This is a genomic window from Marinobacter orientalis (assembly GCF_004792665.1).
GTDB classification, from domain to species: Bacteria; Pseudomonadota; Gammaproteobacteria; order Pseudomonadales; family Oleiphilaceae; genus Marinobacter; species Marinobacter orientalis.
Window position 1 is genome coordinate 1 of the sequence record NZ_SRZX01000007.1, and the last position, 13,611, is coordinate 13,611.

11 protein-coding genes and 1 pseudogene are annotated in these 13,611 nt (G+C 53.5%); 8 read left to right on the forward strand and 4 right to left on the reverse strand.

Annotation, left to right across the window (positions count from 1 at the left end; genetic code table 11):
- A pseudogene (locus DIT72_RS15805) lies at positions 1–236 on the reverse strand (carboxylate--amine ligase); the annotation flags it as partial.
- Positions 237–549: 313 nt separating this feature from the next.
- On the opposite strand from DIT72_RS15805, the gene DIT72_RS15810 reads away from it, so the two are divergent.
- Both DIT72_RS15810 and DIT72_RS15815 read left to right on the forward strand, forming a co-directional pair.
- Positions 550–2,520, forward strand: a complete 1,971-nt coding sequence (locus tag DIT72_RS15810) for a hypothetical protein (protein ID WP_135956214.1) — start codon at positions 550–552, stop codon at positions 2,518–2,520.
- A gap of 139 nt (positions 2,521–2,659) precedes the next feature.
- The gene (locus DIT72_RS15815) at positions 2,660–3,385 is read left to right on the forward strand and encodes a NirD/YgiW/YdeI family stress tolerance protein (RefSeq protein WP_135956215.1); all 726 of its coding nucleotides are present in this window, start codon (positions 2,660–2,662) and stop codon (positions 3,383–3,385) included.
- 62 nt (positions 3,386–3,447) lie between these two features.
- Here the strand turns inward: DIT72_RS15815 and DIT72_RS15820 are convergent, their stop codons facing one another.
- Positions 3,448–3,966 (reverse strand): hypothetical protein, encoded by a 519-nt coding sequence (locus DIT72_RS15820; protein ID WP_135956216.1) that lies wholly within the window; start codon positions 3,964–3,966, stop codon positions 3,448–3,450.
- Positions 3,967–4,245: 279 nt separating this feature from the next.
- On the opposite strand from DIT72_RS15820, the gene DIT72_RS15825 reads away from it, so the two are divergent.
- From DIT72_RS15825 to DIT72_RS15845, 5 genes are all read left to right on the forward strand, one after another.
- On the forward strand, positions 4,246–6,381 hold the full coding sequence (locus DIT72_RS15825; RefSeq protein WP_135956217.1) for a putative bifunctional diguanylate cyclase/phosphodiesterase: 2,136 nt from the start codon (positions 4,246–4,248) through the stop codon (positions 6,379–6,381).
- Positions 6,382–6,522: 141 nt separating this feature from the next.
- Entirely contained in the window at positions 6,523–7,497 is a 975-nt protein-coding gene (locus DIT72_RS15830) for a YihY/virulence factor BrkB family protein (protein ID WP_135956218.1), read from the forward strand.
- A 169-nt stretch (positions 7,498–7,666) separates the two neighbouring features.
- Positions 7,667–8,653 carry a fatty acid desaturase gene (locus DIT72_RS15835; protein WP_135956219.1) on the forward strand — a complete coding sequence of 329 codons (987 nt, stop codon included), beginning with the start codon at positions 7,667–7,669 and terminating at the stop codon, positions 8,651–8,653.
- Between the two features lie 62 nt (positions 8,654–8,715).
- The gene (locus DIT72_RS15840) at positions 8,716–9,414 is read left to right on the forward strand and encodes an MlaC/ttg2D family ABC transporter substrate-binding protein (RefSeq protein WP_135956220.1); all 699 of its coding nucleotides are present in this window, start codon (positions 8,716–8,718) and stop codon (positions 9,412–9,414) included.
- A gap of 75 nt (positions 9,415–9,489) precedes the next feature.
- A complete protein-coding gene (locus DIT72_RS15845) occupies positions 9,490–10,020 on the forward strand; it encodes a DUF2141 domain-containing protein (protein ID WP_135956221.1) in 531 nt (176 codons plus the stop codon).
- 701 nt (positions 10,021–10,721) lie between these two features.
- On the opposite strand, the gene DIT72_RS15855 is transcribed toward DIT72_RS15845, so the two are convergent.
- On the reverse strand, positions 10,722–11,192 hold the full coding sequence (locus tag DIT72_RS15855) for a hypothetical protein (RefSeq protein WP_135956222.1): 471 nt from the start codon (positions 11,190–11,192) through the stop codon (positions 10,722–10,724).
- 593 nt (positions 11,193–11,785) lie between these two features.
- Here DIT72_RS15855 and DIT72_RS15860 point away from each other — a divergent pair.
- Positions 11,786–12,343 (forward strand): hypothetical protein, encoded by a 558-nt coding sequence (locus DIT72_RS15860; protein WP_135956223.1) that lies wholly within the window; start codon positions 11,786–11,788, stop codon positions 12,341–12,343.
- Positions 12,344–12,482: 139 nt separating this feature from the next.
- Here DIT72_RS15860 and DIT72_RS15865 read toward each other — a convergent pair whose 3' ends face one another.
- Entirely contained in the window at positions 12,483–13,160 is a 678-nt protein-coding gene (locus DIT72_RS15865; protein WP_135956224.1) for a hypothetical protein, read from the reverse strand.
- Positions 13,161–13,611: the final 451 nt, after the last annotated feature.

Genomic DNA, 13,611 nt, shown 5'->3' on the forward strand with positions numbered 1-13,611 from the left:
GGAATGAAGGGTATGTTGTTGGCAGTACAGAAATCCGTGGCCCACTCCGGCGCAATCACAATGTAGCGACGGTCAAAGTTCTGTGCAGCCTTGATTGCATTAACGCTCCAGCCGAGCAGGGCGATATAGCCCTTGTTCGGATCCTTCGGCGTCTCGGTACCCTTGACCGAGGGCATTTCCGGATCGCGCCATGCTGCTACCTCTTTGGGCAACTCTTTCTCCGATGTCATAGACATTCGATGTTCTCCTCGCTGATTTGCCTGAAAACTGCGCTGCATTTTAAGCACAACAGGTGAACCGACCTGTCAGGCATTGTCGTTTATGGCGGGGGTTGAGTGACCTGAAGCCGAGCGTGACACTTGAATTGATGAAGTTCTCACTGGCCGAATATCAAAGGTCATCACCTTCCAACCATCGCATTTAATATAGTCGCTATGGTTACAAATAGAAACGAAACCCCGGAAAAGTTTGCTTCCGAAACCCCTTAGGAGCATCGTTGGGTGATGGATGATCAACGAAATAGCTGATTAATTAAGCAAGGAAAACATTGTGACTATTCAAACCTCTGATACCGATATCAATGCTTCTGTAGCGACGTTTGACGAGGCCCTGGAACAGCTTGCACTTACGCACCAGAGCGATCCCCTGGCGCCTAACACTGAGGTACTCGAAGCGGCGCTTCATGTCATGAAAGCTCCCGGCGGACTGGACGCGCTGTATGCTCGAGTGCCTGCGATCGAAGCCAAGGGCGTATTTGCCAACAGCGACTGGGATCACCCTACCATTCTGCGACCGGCACTGGCGGTGCGGACATTACGTCAGGGAGCACCCGCCTACACGTGCATCGAAGCCCTGAGCGAGCTTCGCCTGCTTGCCGTTGCCATGGGCGATTATCTCCATCCCGGCATTTCAGCGGAGCAGGCCAGAAACTTCCTGACCCAGGTGACAGCACTGAACCTGGATCTGCTATCCGGCCAGATGAGCGAAGCGGACCGGGAGCGACCGCAGGGGCTGGGCCACATCGTCAACTCGCTCTATCAGTTCCTGCTCAACAGGCTAGGGTACGAGAGCATTCTCGAGAGCCTGGTGGATGAAGTAGAACGTTTGCTGGCCCAGCGCCCGATACAGACTGACAGCATCAAACAGATGGTCAGCCAGATTGCCAAGTGTCTGTTTGACCCGCAAATCGAGACCTCGGGTATGCACAAGGCGGCGCGCCTTGTCAGCGCTTTGTTCGGCCCAACCAGAGGGTGCCGGGATGATCCGGGTTTTGCGGTGTACAGCGAGCGTCTGGCCGCCATGGACGACTTCGCGCTCACCGAAGAGGCGCAGGGCTTTGCCAGCGCCATGCACGGCACAGGTATGGTGTCTCCCTATCATCCCATGCTGTTACGACATCTGCGGGCACAACGGGATGACCTGATACCACTGGCATTGGGCTTGAGCATCACCGGTAACGATGTGCTTCAGAGCTACCGTCAGATCGTGCTCGAACTGATTGACCAGGTCGTTCATCCGGAAACCTGTCAAGCTGTCTACGGCCTGGCCATGTTTCTTGAGCGTGGCTCTTTATTCACCCCCCCGGTGGCTTCTGGCCTGTGGCGGCAACTGCAACTGAAACTGTGTCCCGCCGCAGACGCAAAACTGAGCGCAGTTTTCGGTAACGCCCACCCGCCACGGGTGTATTTGCTGGCCGGTGTGCTGAGCCTTCTGGGGCAACCGTTGGGTGTCGGACAGGGTAATAATCCGACCTGCCAGTCGGTTATCGGTCTTTCCATGTGGTCCTTTAACGACGCCGATTTCCTGTTACAGCTGGTGGCCTGGGCTGCCCGTGATGACGATGTCATCATGCGTTTCGAGGGCCAGACGATTACCTCACAGCATCTGGAAGCCGGGCTTGCGAAAGAACCTCCAACCGATGTCGACCCGGTTTCATTGATTCTCGCACCTCACCTTGATCGCATCTATGGCGAGATGGGGCGACTGTGCGGAGTACGCGACGACGACCTGCACCGTTGGATCAACCCGGAAATGTATGGCTGGTGGGTAGGGCATGGCTTTCTCAGTGTCATTAACCGGGAAACGGGGAAGATCCATGATTATGAGGATTTTATCCGCCGTTTTTATGCCTGCTATCACCCTTATTACAATGGCAACCTGCCGGTCATCCATCCGCAACCGGCCGGTATTGCTGTCACTGACAGTGGAGGACGCTTCGTTGGACGCCATGCCATAACGATCATCCGCGTCAACCTTGATCGCACGGGCGAGATGCGCATCTACTTCTTCAACCCCAACAACGACAGCGGACAGGATTGGGGCCAGGGCATTAGTTGCTCGACCGAGAGTAATGGTGAGCGACATGGTGAAGCATCGCTGCCGTTCGCCGAGTTTGCATCGCGTTTGTGCGTGTTTCATTACGACATGAGGGAGGTGGGGGACATGTCGGTGGTTCCCGAAACCGACGTTACCCGTGCGGTAGAGCTTGGTCGCACGAGTTGGGCGGCAGGTTATGAGTGATTGAACAACCACGGAAAGTACTGGGTTTTTGAAGCTAAAACACAGATCGCCCTTGATACTTTGGAAATCATCAACAAGTATTTAGAAAAGGGTATTAGTCAGGAGTCCTCAAGCGGCTCTGCAAATAAAAGGAGAAAACATGAAGAGCAAACCTGTTCTTGCCAGTTTTTTTATAGCCTCGATCCTCGCCACGCTCCCAGCGCTGGCAGCTGAGGAGGTCCCCCAGAAGCAGGACGGTTCCTGGATTGTTTTGAGCGGTAAGGTAGCCAGCACCAAAGACGCCGATACCTTTATGCTGAACTACGGCGGGGACACGGTCCGGATTGAACTGGATAACTGGAGTTGGGCAGATCTGCCCGGTCAGGTACTCGAAGGGGACAAGGTAAAGGTATACGGCAGAGTGGACCAGGACACCTACGAGACTGAAACCATTGAGGCAGACAGTGTCTATGTTGAAGACCTGGGCATCCATTTTCACGGTGGTGCCGGTGGCGAGGAAGCGTTTACCGGTGTCGCACCTGAACCCCAGCCTCCAGTGCGAACAGGTGATCTCTCCGTCAGCGGCCGGGTGGAGAACATCGAAAACCGTACCTTTACCATTGACACGGGTTCACGGGAGCTGACTGTAGATACGTCAATGATGAACTATGATCCGCTCAAAGAGCCGGGATTGCGAAACCGCTCGGTAGATGTGGGCGACCTGGTTACGGTCAGTGGCCAGATGAACCCGGGCGTGTTTGAACGTCGCGAACTCAATGCCCGTTCCATCGTGATTCGTGCCCGCTCGCCCGTGGGAATGGATGAATCCGAGGGCACTGCCCAGCCAGCAGCACCAGCAACCCAGCCAAAGCCGGTTGAGCCCTGATCTGATATTGAAGGCCCGGAGGTTTCACTCCGGGCTGGCATTGCAGACCTGGCTCGGAAAGTTCACTCGGATCGGCGTATCAGCACCACACCGGCAGGTATAAGTTCAGGTTCATTCAGGAGGTCGGCTTCGAGAACCCTGAGTTCTTCGTTGAGTCGCAGCATTTCGATGAAACTGCTTTGTTCCTGGATGTATTTGCGGCCCTGAATACGAGCAAACTCGCGGGCCTGGTCAAGACTCTCAGCCATCACGATGATGTCACCGTTGCCATGGGCCCGGGGCAGTCTGGACGCCCAGCGATACAGATTCAGGGCTGGCTTGCCATCATTCTCCATTTTCAGATTGTTTTCGTCAGCCGCAGGCCCTTTCTTCTGTTCAGGGCGAAAGATGATGTCCGGTTCAGGGTAGGGCTGGCCTGCTGCATCCTCCGGCTCGCTGTGCGGTGGCGGCATGTCGATGATAATACTGCCACACCGGACGGCGTGTTCCTCCATGATTTTGGAGGCTTCGTGGTAGAACAGATCCGCGGTCAGGCCTGATAACAGGTACAGGTCATCAATCCGGTATTTGGCAGTATTCATCAGAGAACTCCTGTAATCAGGTCTTCGTCAGCAAACTGTTGGTGCGCCAGAAACCATTGCCCAGGCCCTGACTGGTTTCAGCTTAGGGAGGCAAGTTACACAGATTAAGAAAACCTGATAAGGATATTAGTGTGTAAAGATGTCAAATAATGTTAAATACATGTTTGACATATTAAAACCAAGGCAGACAAACCCTACCGATGAATACTCTCGTGCATGTCTTTACAGATTTCACCCTGATAAGATTCTGATTAAGCACTTCTACAGGGACGGATCGGCATGTCGCCAAATCAAGCCTCAGCAAAACCCAGGCTCCCGCTTGACAAATTTCTCCGCCAGGAGCGCAAAACCATACTCCAGGACTGGGAAAGCCTCGACCGGCAGACGCTCGCCTCAGCGCGGGAGCTAACTAGCAAAGAGTTACAGAATAATCTGCCAGAGATCCTGATTGACCTGGCTGATCAGTACAGGCGCACCGTGGATAAAACGCGCCACATCAATTTTCCACAACAGGGTCCCCGTCTTCATGCGCAAAACCGCTGGGAACTGGGGTTTTCGCTGGAGGAGGTCGCTCGGGAGTATGGTCTGTTGCGGGTAGTTATCCTGCAAACACTGTCTTCCCGGATGGGCGAACTTCCCGAAGGCGAACTGGTCTTTCTCAATGAAGCCCTGGATAAGGCTATTGTCGAATCGGTGACCACCTACGTGGAGAAGGCGAACAGCCGTCTTCAGAATGAACGGGAACGCTTGCAGGTGACGCTGACAAGCATTGCTGACGGTGTAGTCAGCACGGATACCGAAGGTCGCATAACATTTCTAAATCCCGCCGCCGAGCAAATCAGTGGCTGGCCGAGGGCCGAAGCCATCGGTCAACCCGTAGATGAGGTTCTGATCACCCTGGATGAAACCACGCGGGAAATATGCAGTAGCACAACGCTCAGGGCTATAGACCTGGACGAACCCCAACAGTCGGGTAACATTCTGCTGCGCCGATACGATGGCGAGTTACTCCCCATAGAGAAGCATGCCGCTCCGCTGCGGGGTGGTCATGGCCAAAACCGGGGTGCGGTAGTCACATTTCGCGACATCAGTGAGATCCGCCTGCTGACCGCGGAATTAAGCTATCTTGCCTTCCACGACCCTCTGACGGGCTTACCGAATCGTGCCTTGCTGTTTGAACGGCTGACTCAGGAACTGGCTTACGCCGAGCGCTACAATATCACGCTTGCCCTGTTGTACCTGGATCTGGACCTGTTCAAACAAGTCAATGATGTGCTTGGCCATGGGGTGGGTGACGAACTTCTCAGACAGGTTGCCGACAGGCTTCTGGGCTGCGTGCGCCGGACGGATACCGTTAGCCGTCTGGGAGGCGACGAGTTTGCGGTTCTTTTGACCGGTTTCGACCGCCAGACCTTTCCCGATGAGCTGGCCACAAAAGTAACCAAGCGCTTGAGCGAGCCCTTCGTCCTTGACCAGGAAACGGTGAATGTATCGACCAGTATCGGTATCAGCGTGTTTCCGGAGGACGGACAGGATGCAGAGTCGCTGGTCAAACACGCAGACACCGCGATGTATCAGGCAAAAGCACGGGGGAGGGGCTGCATCCAGTTCTTCGCTCCGGAAATGAACAGGCGGGCAAAGGAACGCCACGAACTGGAGAAGGATTTACGTGCGGCGATTGCTCAGGATCAGCTGTCCCTGTACTTCCAGCCTCAGATTTCTCCGGGCACCGGCCAGATGATAGGGGTCGAGGCGTTATTACGCTGGCACCACCCACAAAAGGGCCTGATTCCTCCAGCCAGATTCATTCCGGTCGCGGAAGACAGTGGCCATCTGATGGCTACCATTGGAAACTGGGTGATCGAAAAAGCCTGCGCCCAGGCGAGGGCCTGGCTCGACGCCGAGCATCCTGCTGTGCGCATGTCGGTGAATGTCTCCATAGCCCAGCTCCGCGACGACGAGTTCCCGGCGTATGTGGAAAAGCTCCTGCAACTTTACCGTCTTCCTGCGGACCTGTTGCAGATGGAACTGACAGAGTCGATCATCATGAGTGATATTGAAGGGGCCACCGAACGAGTAGGAAAGATCAAAGACATGGGCATCCACATCGCCATTGATGACTTTGGAACCGGATACTCTTCACTCAGTTATCTGAAAGACCTCCCGGTTCACGAGCTGAAGATAGACCAGAGCTTCGTGCACAACATCCTGACCGACGTGAATAGCGCCGCCATTGTTCAGGCGATTATTCGCATGGCACAAAGCTTGAAGTTGCGGGTGATCGCCGAAGGTGTCGAGGATAAAGCAACCATGGATTTTCTTGTCGAAAATGAGTGTGAAGGTGTTCAGGGCTATTACTTCAGTGAACCGGTAATGCCGGCTGCCTTTGAAACGCAATTTTTTGGCCAGGGTTAAGCAGCAAAAAATGGCGGTAACCACTGATCAAACCTTTCCATGGCCACCCCACTGAAGCGGTTAGAGAAGGGGCCGCCGACTAGCGCAACGTTTTGCGCTAGTGCTTGATCCTTTGTCTTAACCTAAGGAAGGGACTTGCCAATGAGCAAAAAAATCAGCAAGACCCGCCACACGAATTCGCGCGGCCGCAACGCCTTGCATCCGAGTCAAATTGATGTAAAAGGCTGGCGTGATATCGCGTTACGGGTCAAGTGCGCGATAAAAAAGGATCATCTTGGACTGATTGCCGCCGGCGTCGCCTTCTATTTTTTCCTGGCGATCTTCCCCATGATTGCCGCCTTCTTATCCGTATACGGCTTGATATTTGACCCGGCGGAGGCCCGGGCCCACGTCACGGCGCTGTCGGGGGTTCTGCCCGGCCAAGCGCGCAGTATACTTGCCCAGCAGACTGAGCAACTTACCAGCGGCTCTGGATCTGCGTTGGGACTCGGCGCCCTGATCAGTATCCTCATCGCGATCTGGAGTGCGCACAAAGGCACCACCGCCATGACAATTGCGATGAACATCGCTTACAAGGAAGAGGGCAGCCGTGGCTTTATCCGTAAGATGCTGGTGGATTTCTCGCTGACCCTGGGATTGGTCATCTTCTTCACCATTTCCCTGGCCATTGTGGCGGTCGCACCGGTTGTCCTTCAGTTGCTAGACCCTGGGCCCACCGTTGAACTAGCGTTGGATCTTCTCCGTTGGCCCACCTTGGGCCTGATCGCGGTGCTGGCGTTGTCGGTTATGTACCGTTTCGGCCCGGACCGCCAGGCCCCGAAGTGGCGCTGGCTCACGCCTGGTGCCTTATTGGCGGTCATTGTCTGGCTAATCACCTCAGGCCTGTTTTCCTGGTACGTTTCCAGCTTCGGCGATTACAACGAGACATACGGCTCGGTCGGTGCCGTGATTACACTGCTCTTCTGGTTCTACCTTACCGCGTATATTTTTATTCTCGGAGCCGAGTTGAATTCTGAAATGGAGCATCAGACAAGCCGGGATACTACCGTGGGCGATGATCAAGCTGTGGGTAAGCGCGATGCGTTTGTCGCGGACGATTTGGGAAAGAAGCCCTGATACAACCGAACTGAACCTGGGTTGTCTGACGGGTTCAAAGGTCATAAGATGATTCACAAGTAGTCAAAAATGAATTCCAGGGATTAAAAGCATTTTGATCGGTGTTTGCTTGCGCTGATCGCAAAGGGTCTCAACGGTCTGAGTACCGCAAAAATCGAATGGAGGCGATATGCAAGCCAATTCCCCATGGCCGGACGCGCGTCCGGCGCTGCACCCGTACCGCACCCCCAGCCGTGGCAAGGCGATTTGGCAGCTTATCAATACCCTGGTTCCTTACGCCGGCTTGTGGTACTTGATGATCCTCTCTAACCGGCACGATTTTTCCTATTTGTGGACACTGGCACTCTCGGTGGTGGCGGCGGCGTTTCTGGTCCGCCTTTTCATTTTATTCCACGATTGCGTCCATAGTTCGTTCCTGCCATCAAGGCGTGCCAACACCTGGGTGGGGCGCCTGTTGGGGGTCCTCGTCTTTACATCATTCGACGACTGGCGCCTCAGCCACCTTCGTCACCACGTCAGCTACGCCAATCTCGATACCCGAGGCTTTGGTGATATCTGGACGCTCACCCTGCGCGAATACAACCAGTCGCCGAGGCTTAAGCGGTGGCTTTACAGGCTCTACCGTAATCCTGTGGTGCTCTTGGGCTTCGGCGCCATTTTCAATTTCTTGCTAAGCAACCGTCTGCCGAGTCGGAAAGTGCAGCACAAAGAGCGTAAGAGCGTATTGTTCACGGATCTTGCTATCGTTGGTATATTCCTCGTCGCCGCCCAAACGATCGGTTGGCAGACTTATTTATTGATTCAGCTGCCTGTGTTGTGGTTGGCGGGTATGGGCGGCATCTGGCTGTTCTACGTCCAGCATCAGTTCGAAGGCGGCTACTGGGCCCGAAAAGGTGACTGGGATCCGTTGCGGGCCGCCATGGAGGGCAGTTCCTTCTATCAATTGCCGACTATTTTGCGCTGGTTTTCGGCGAACATCGGGTATCACCATATCCACCATCTCAATGCCCGAATTCCCAATTATCGTTTGCCGGAGTGTTACGACGAGGTTTCCGCTGTGCGTGCCAAAGAGCCTTTGACCTTGCGGCAGAGCCTGCACACCTTCCGGCTCAAACTCTGGGACGAAAGTCAGCAAAAGATGGTTGCCTTCCCCTAGCAAAACCAGGGAAGTGATCGCCCGCGAACTGACCTCCTGCGCTGTCACAGGATGATGAACTCATGGCCCAATCAACATACGTTAACCCCTCTCTTCTTCAACTGCGGCAATCTTTCCGCACTAGCACGGCCTACCTGGTCAGTCTGACCTTCGTGATGCTGGTGCTTGGCGCAATCGCAGCAATGCCAGCCTATGGCAGCAAGGACGCGGAAGACCAGGAGGCCGCCATGCATCGGGTGGATAGTTTCCATGCCGAGCTGATCAACATAATGAAGAAAGGCCCGGCGCTGACGTTGCGTTACGAGCGGCTCTTGCCAATTGTGAAGGAACACTTCGACGTACCGCTTATGGCACGTATTGCACTGGACCAACATTGGGCCGACATGCACAAGGAAGAAAGACAGAAACTTGTTGATCGGCTTCGGCAATTAATTGCGGTGACCTACGCCGCCCGACTTACCGAATTCGAAGATCAGGCATTCAGAACTCTCGACAGCACATCCACTGCCAGCAACCGAATTGAGGTGGACTCTCAGCTCGCCACGGCGGATGCAGGCACAATCTCACTGTACTATCGCCTGTTCCTGCGTGATGGCCGATGGCGGATTTATGACGTGGTCAACGAGGGGGTCGGTGTCCTGGAAATGATGCAGACTCAGTTCAGTGACGTTGTCGCGGAATCCGGCTTTTCCGGAGTCATTGAAATGGTCGACCAACGCATCAGCGAGCATCTCAGCAAGGCAGCCAGAGGCAACCAGTGAGTAGCCACCATAAGGGATTACAGTAGCTGATGAGTGTCTAATCAGGGGTCCGACCAGGCCAGGGAGATCAGAGCTATGAAGATACTGATGAGTAAGTCAAATAATCGGGAATCAGCATTGACCTCCACCGCCATGCTTGCCCTGATTCGGCACTCCATGGGGGGCAGGTATATGGCATTGGGATTCGTGCTGGCGTTTACGAATCTTCCCGCCATCGTCTTCGCCGAACCATCGTGTCCCGGAATTCATGTGAAAATTCCGAACATTAAAAACAGCACCGGGACTGTAGCTTGCGCACTTTTCGAATCGCCAGCGGGCTTCCCCAATGAGTTTCTGCACTCCGCGACCAATATAATGATGATGAAAATTCGAGATACGAAGGCACGTTGTAGCTTTCTGGATATTCCTCCAGGAACGTATGCGTTGGCCGTCATCCATGATGAGAATATGGATGGCAAGCTCAACACTAACTTTCTAGGGGTCCCCACGGAAGGCTATGGTTTTTCAAGTGGCGCAGAGGCTGCGCTGAGCGCGCCTTCATTCGAGGACGCTAGCTTTTCATACGATGGGCAAAATCTGGATCTGACTATCAGATTGAATTATTGAGGGCCTCTGCGAGGGACTCTTCAGGAGGTTCCTCGTAAATAAGGGCCGTAGAGGGCGAGACATGCTCCGCTATTTTTCGGGCAACTTTTACGGACTTTCTTTGATGATGAATAATACTTGTCATTGGCGATTGTGAGTCGCCCTGGTCTGCATACCATTTAACATAATATACATTATACGCAGTACATTATTGCCAGACTTGATGGTTAACGGAAACGATGCTTGATTACTGGACCGCTTTCGCAAGAAATGGCGACCCGAATCCTCAAACCGGTGATGCCGTTTTCTGACCGGTACCTGGCCGTGTCGGGTCAGTCTGTGCGATTCACGCCGAATAGTGTCCAGTTCGAGACTACTTCCAATATTGCAACCAACCATCACTGTGATTTTTTTTTGGAGCAGTTTTTAAATATCCGGGGGACCAGAAAATTGAGGACAAAACCGGGACAAATCTATTTCGATGGTTCTGAAATGGCATTAATGGCGCTGTCCCGATTTTTCATTTCGATGAGAACTTCAGCCATACCGCCCGGAACGCTGTTACTAAAATTCGGGTAAGAGCCTGGTTAGGGTATTACCGCTGGTTGCGTAGCGAGTAATCTAAAAGCAATTTAAAACTACCACCCTACTCCTTCGCTGCGCAGCCTCTAACCGCTTTGGCGAGCGGGCCCGAGAGCCCCGCCCGCCCCTTCAAATCAACTCTATTTGGTCGTGATGCTTCCCTGGGCACGGCTGGTCCAGGCGCGCCCATCGCCGCGAAGGGACGTGATCGTCGATGTTCCGCTACCGGTGGCGCCTTCATAAGCGCCAGTACCGCCCATTACCGTCCAATTCGCTGGTTCATCCTCTGCACCAAGCACATAGGAAAGATACAGCATGTCGCCGTTATCCGAGATGCTCGTGCAATAGCCCGCGCCTCCAGCTCTTCCCGAACCATCAACCCCTTGGTGTCCAGTACACCATTGGCTAGACACGTCGCCGTCTGCCTGAATCACGGTTGCATGGTTTCTGATAACCGTTCTACCTTTTGTGCCGCTGGGCATCTCTACGGCTTGCCCTGGATCCGTTTGTACCCAATACAGAGTGCTGTCGACCTCCTCGGTATCCGCCAGAGCAGAGAACGCTACACAGATTGCAAAAGCGCCAATGGCGCCAGTATGTATCTTTTTCATGATTGCAGCCCTTATTCATTGTTATGACTGTTTTGAGGGACTTCCCGTGCAGGAATGGGTATTTCCTCCTGCGTTGGCGCATAAGTCTCAGCAAACGTCAGCTGAAGAAGGGTCGCGCTAGAACGCTCCATTGATACGTATGTCGACGTATTTGATTGAGTATTGCACATAGTTATGGGAGTGCAAGGCAGTTGACCTGCCTCTAGATTAACCTTTTCCAGTCGAGTCATTTCCAGTCGTGAGCTAGACGCCGAATTTAGTACTTTGTGTGGAAATTGAAACTAGCTCTCTATTCTAGAATTTACTTTAAGTTTGTTTAGCACTTTGTTTGGAATTTCTTGGGTAAGTAGCTGATTTGCGTGACCTACGCGACGGAGGTGCTTTCTCTGCGGTATTCAGCCGGCCGGCGACCAGGTCCTTATCGAACGACATGGCCTGCGCGCTGCTGGCGAGCTGATTTCCCTGGGTTACTCACCCGCGTTTTCGCAGGCGTTGATGGCGCCTGATATTACCGATGCTGTCTGTTTTATGCCCGTAGTCGGTTTTAACCAGACGCCCGGCGTTGGCGCGGGTCAACCGCTCGGAGCCGGGTAATGCAGCCGCTTCTGAGTAGTCTTCGGCGCTGCTTTGAAGGCGCCGTTCCTGCCGTCATCGCAACCTGTGATGAGAATGCCATGCCCAACGTGGCTTACCTCTCACAGGTGCATTACATCGATGAAAACCATGTGGCCCTGTCGTGTGACGTATTCCGGCTGAAAGGCTCTGATATCTACTGGGTACAGAGTGTCGAGCATGTACCAGGTACTTCGCCGTCATTCGCGGCACCTCTGGCGCCCAGCCTTTTGCCTGTGTTGCGGCGCAGTATTGAGCGACTTGGGGCCTGCCAGGACCTCTCTTCCCTGCTGACAGACGCCCTGGCCTGTCTGGCCCAGGAGTTCAACATCCAGCACGCCATGGTTCTGATGCTGGACGCCGTTGGCGACAAACTCTATACCGTGGCCAGTCGCGGCTATCTTCACTCCGGCGTGGGTTCAGAGATTGGCCTAGGAGAAGGAATTATCGGCGTGGCGGCGCGTGAAGGCGTACCTATCCGAATCGGCCACTGCGGTACCGGATCGCTGGCCGGCCCGAGGGACCTTATGAAATGGTAAATTCCGGTAAGCCACTGGTCCCTGGGAATGTTTCCGGCGGTTTCCGGATAGCCGGCGGTATGGCACCTTAAGCACGATGACACCGCGATCAGCGGCGTTTGTAGGTGAATCAGCAGGCGGCTTATTCCAACAGATTGGCTTATATGGAATATTGGACATTACAATCTTGGACTGCCGCTATCAGTTTCGATGATACGGACGTGTCTTCTGTATTGCGTGCCAAGTAGAGCGATACAGGCAAAGTTCCCGCCGACCGTTGATAGACATCCACGGTGTCAAGACCAAGCAATTTGCTTACCAGCAGCTCCGGGAGGACAGCAACATCAGCACGATCGTATCGCAACATGGAAGCCGCTTGGGACCATTCAGTCACCTCGTAAATCTCTGCATCCTGACCATGAATGAACTCAGGGGCGACAGAGCCTCGGGGAGCGACGTATTTTAGGCCTTCCTTCTTCTCAAGCACTGGAAATGGATCTAGGGAAACAAAAACATAATCTGTGACAAATAATTCGCCGGCAAACAAGCCGATCCTGTCCCTGGTAGGACTTTTCGCTAAAGGCAGTAATGCTGATATTTCGTCAACCTCTAAATATTGCAATCCCCGCTTCAATGGCAGCTCAATATAATTTACCTCCAGATCAGCATAGTCAAAGACGCATTTATACAGCGGAGCCATTGGGCCCGAAAGGACTCCGTTTGAATAGCTAATGACATCTAGCATACCGGAGCCAACACCCACCCTGATGCTAGTGTCACTAAAAGCTGAGGTGGTGAAGGTGGCCAGTAGTACAAGAAACCACGATTTTAAAAACATGAAACTCACCCGCTGGTTACTAATAGCCTCTATAGGCTTTGACTGCTTCGAAATTCCCAGGTTCCTCCATGGCAATCAAAAAAGTAGGCGTTTGGCCATTAGGTCTGGTCAGCCGTAGTCAATTTCCAATTGTTAGGCAATAGCTCATCGATGGCGTTGTTCCTCTGTGTCGGTACCGGGTCAGTGAATCCCGGATATCTCCAAATGCTTTCATGGAGAAAATAATAATATGTAGCATGCCGGTTATTATTCCCCCCCTACATTGATGTGGCGCGTTTTATCCACGGCGCGCGTGTACTGATCAGCCAGGTCAATCAGGATCTCTGGCAGATTATTCTGTAACTCTTTGCTTGTTAGCTCCCGCGCTGAGGCGAGCGTCGCCGCCTTTGACATGACATTGCAGCAACCAGAATATGTATTTTGTACTATACTTTGATGTTGTCCTTTAAAA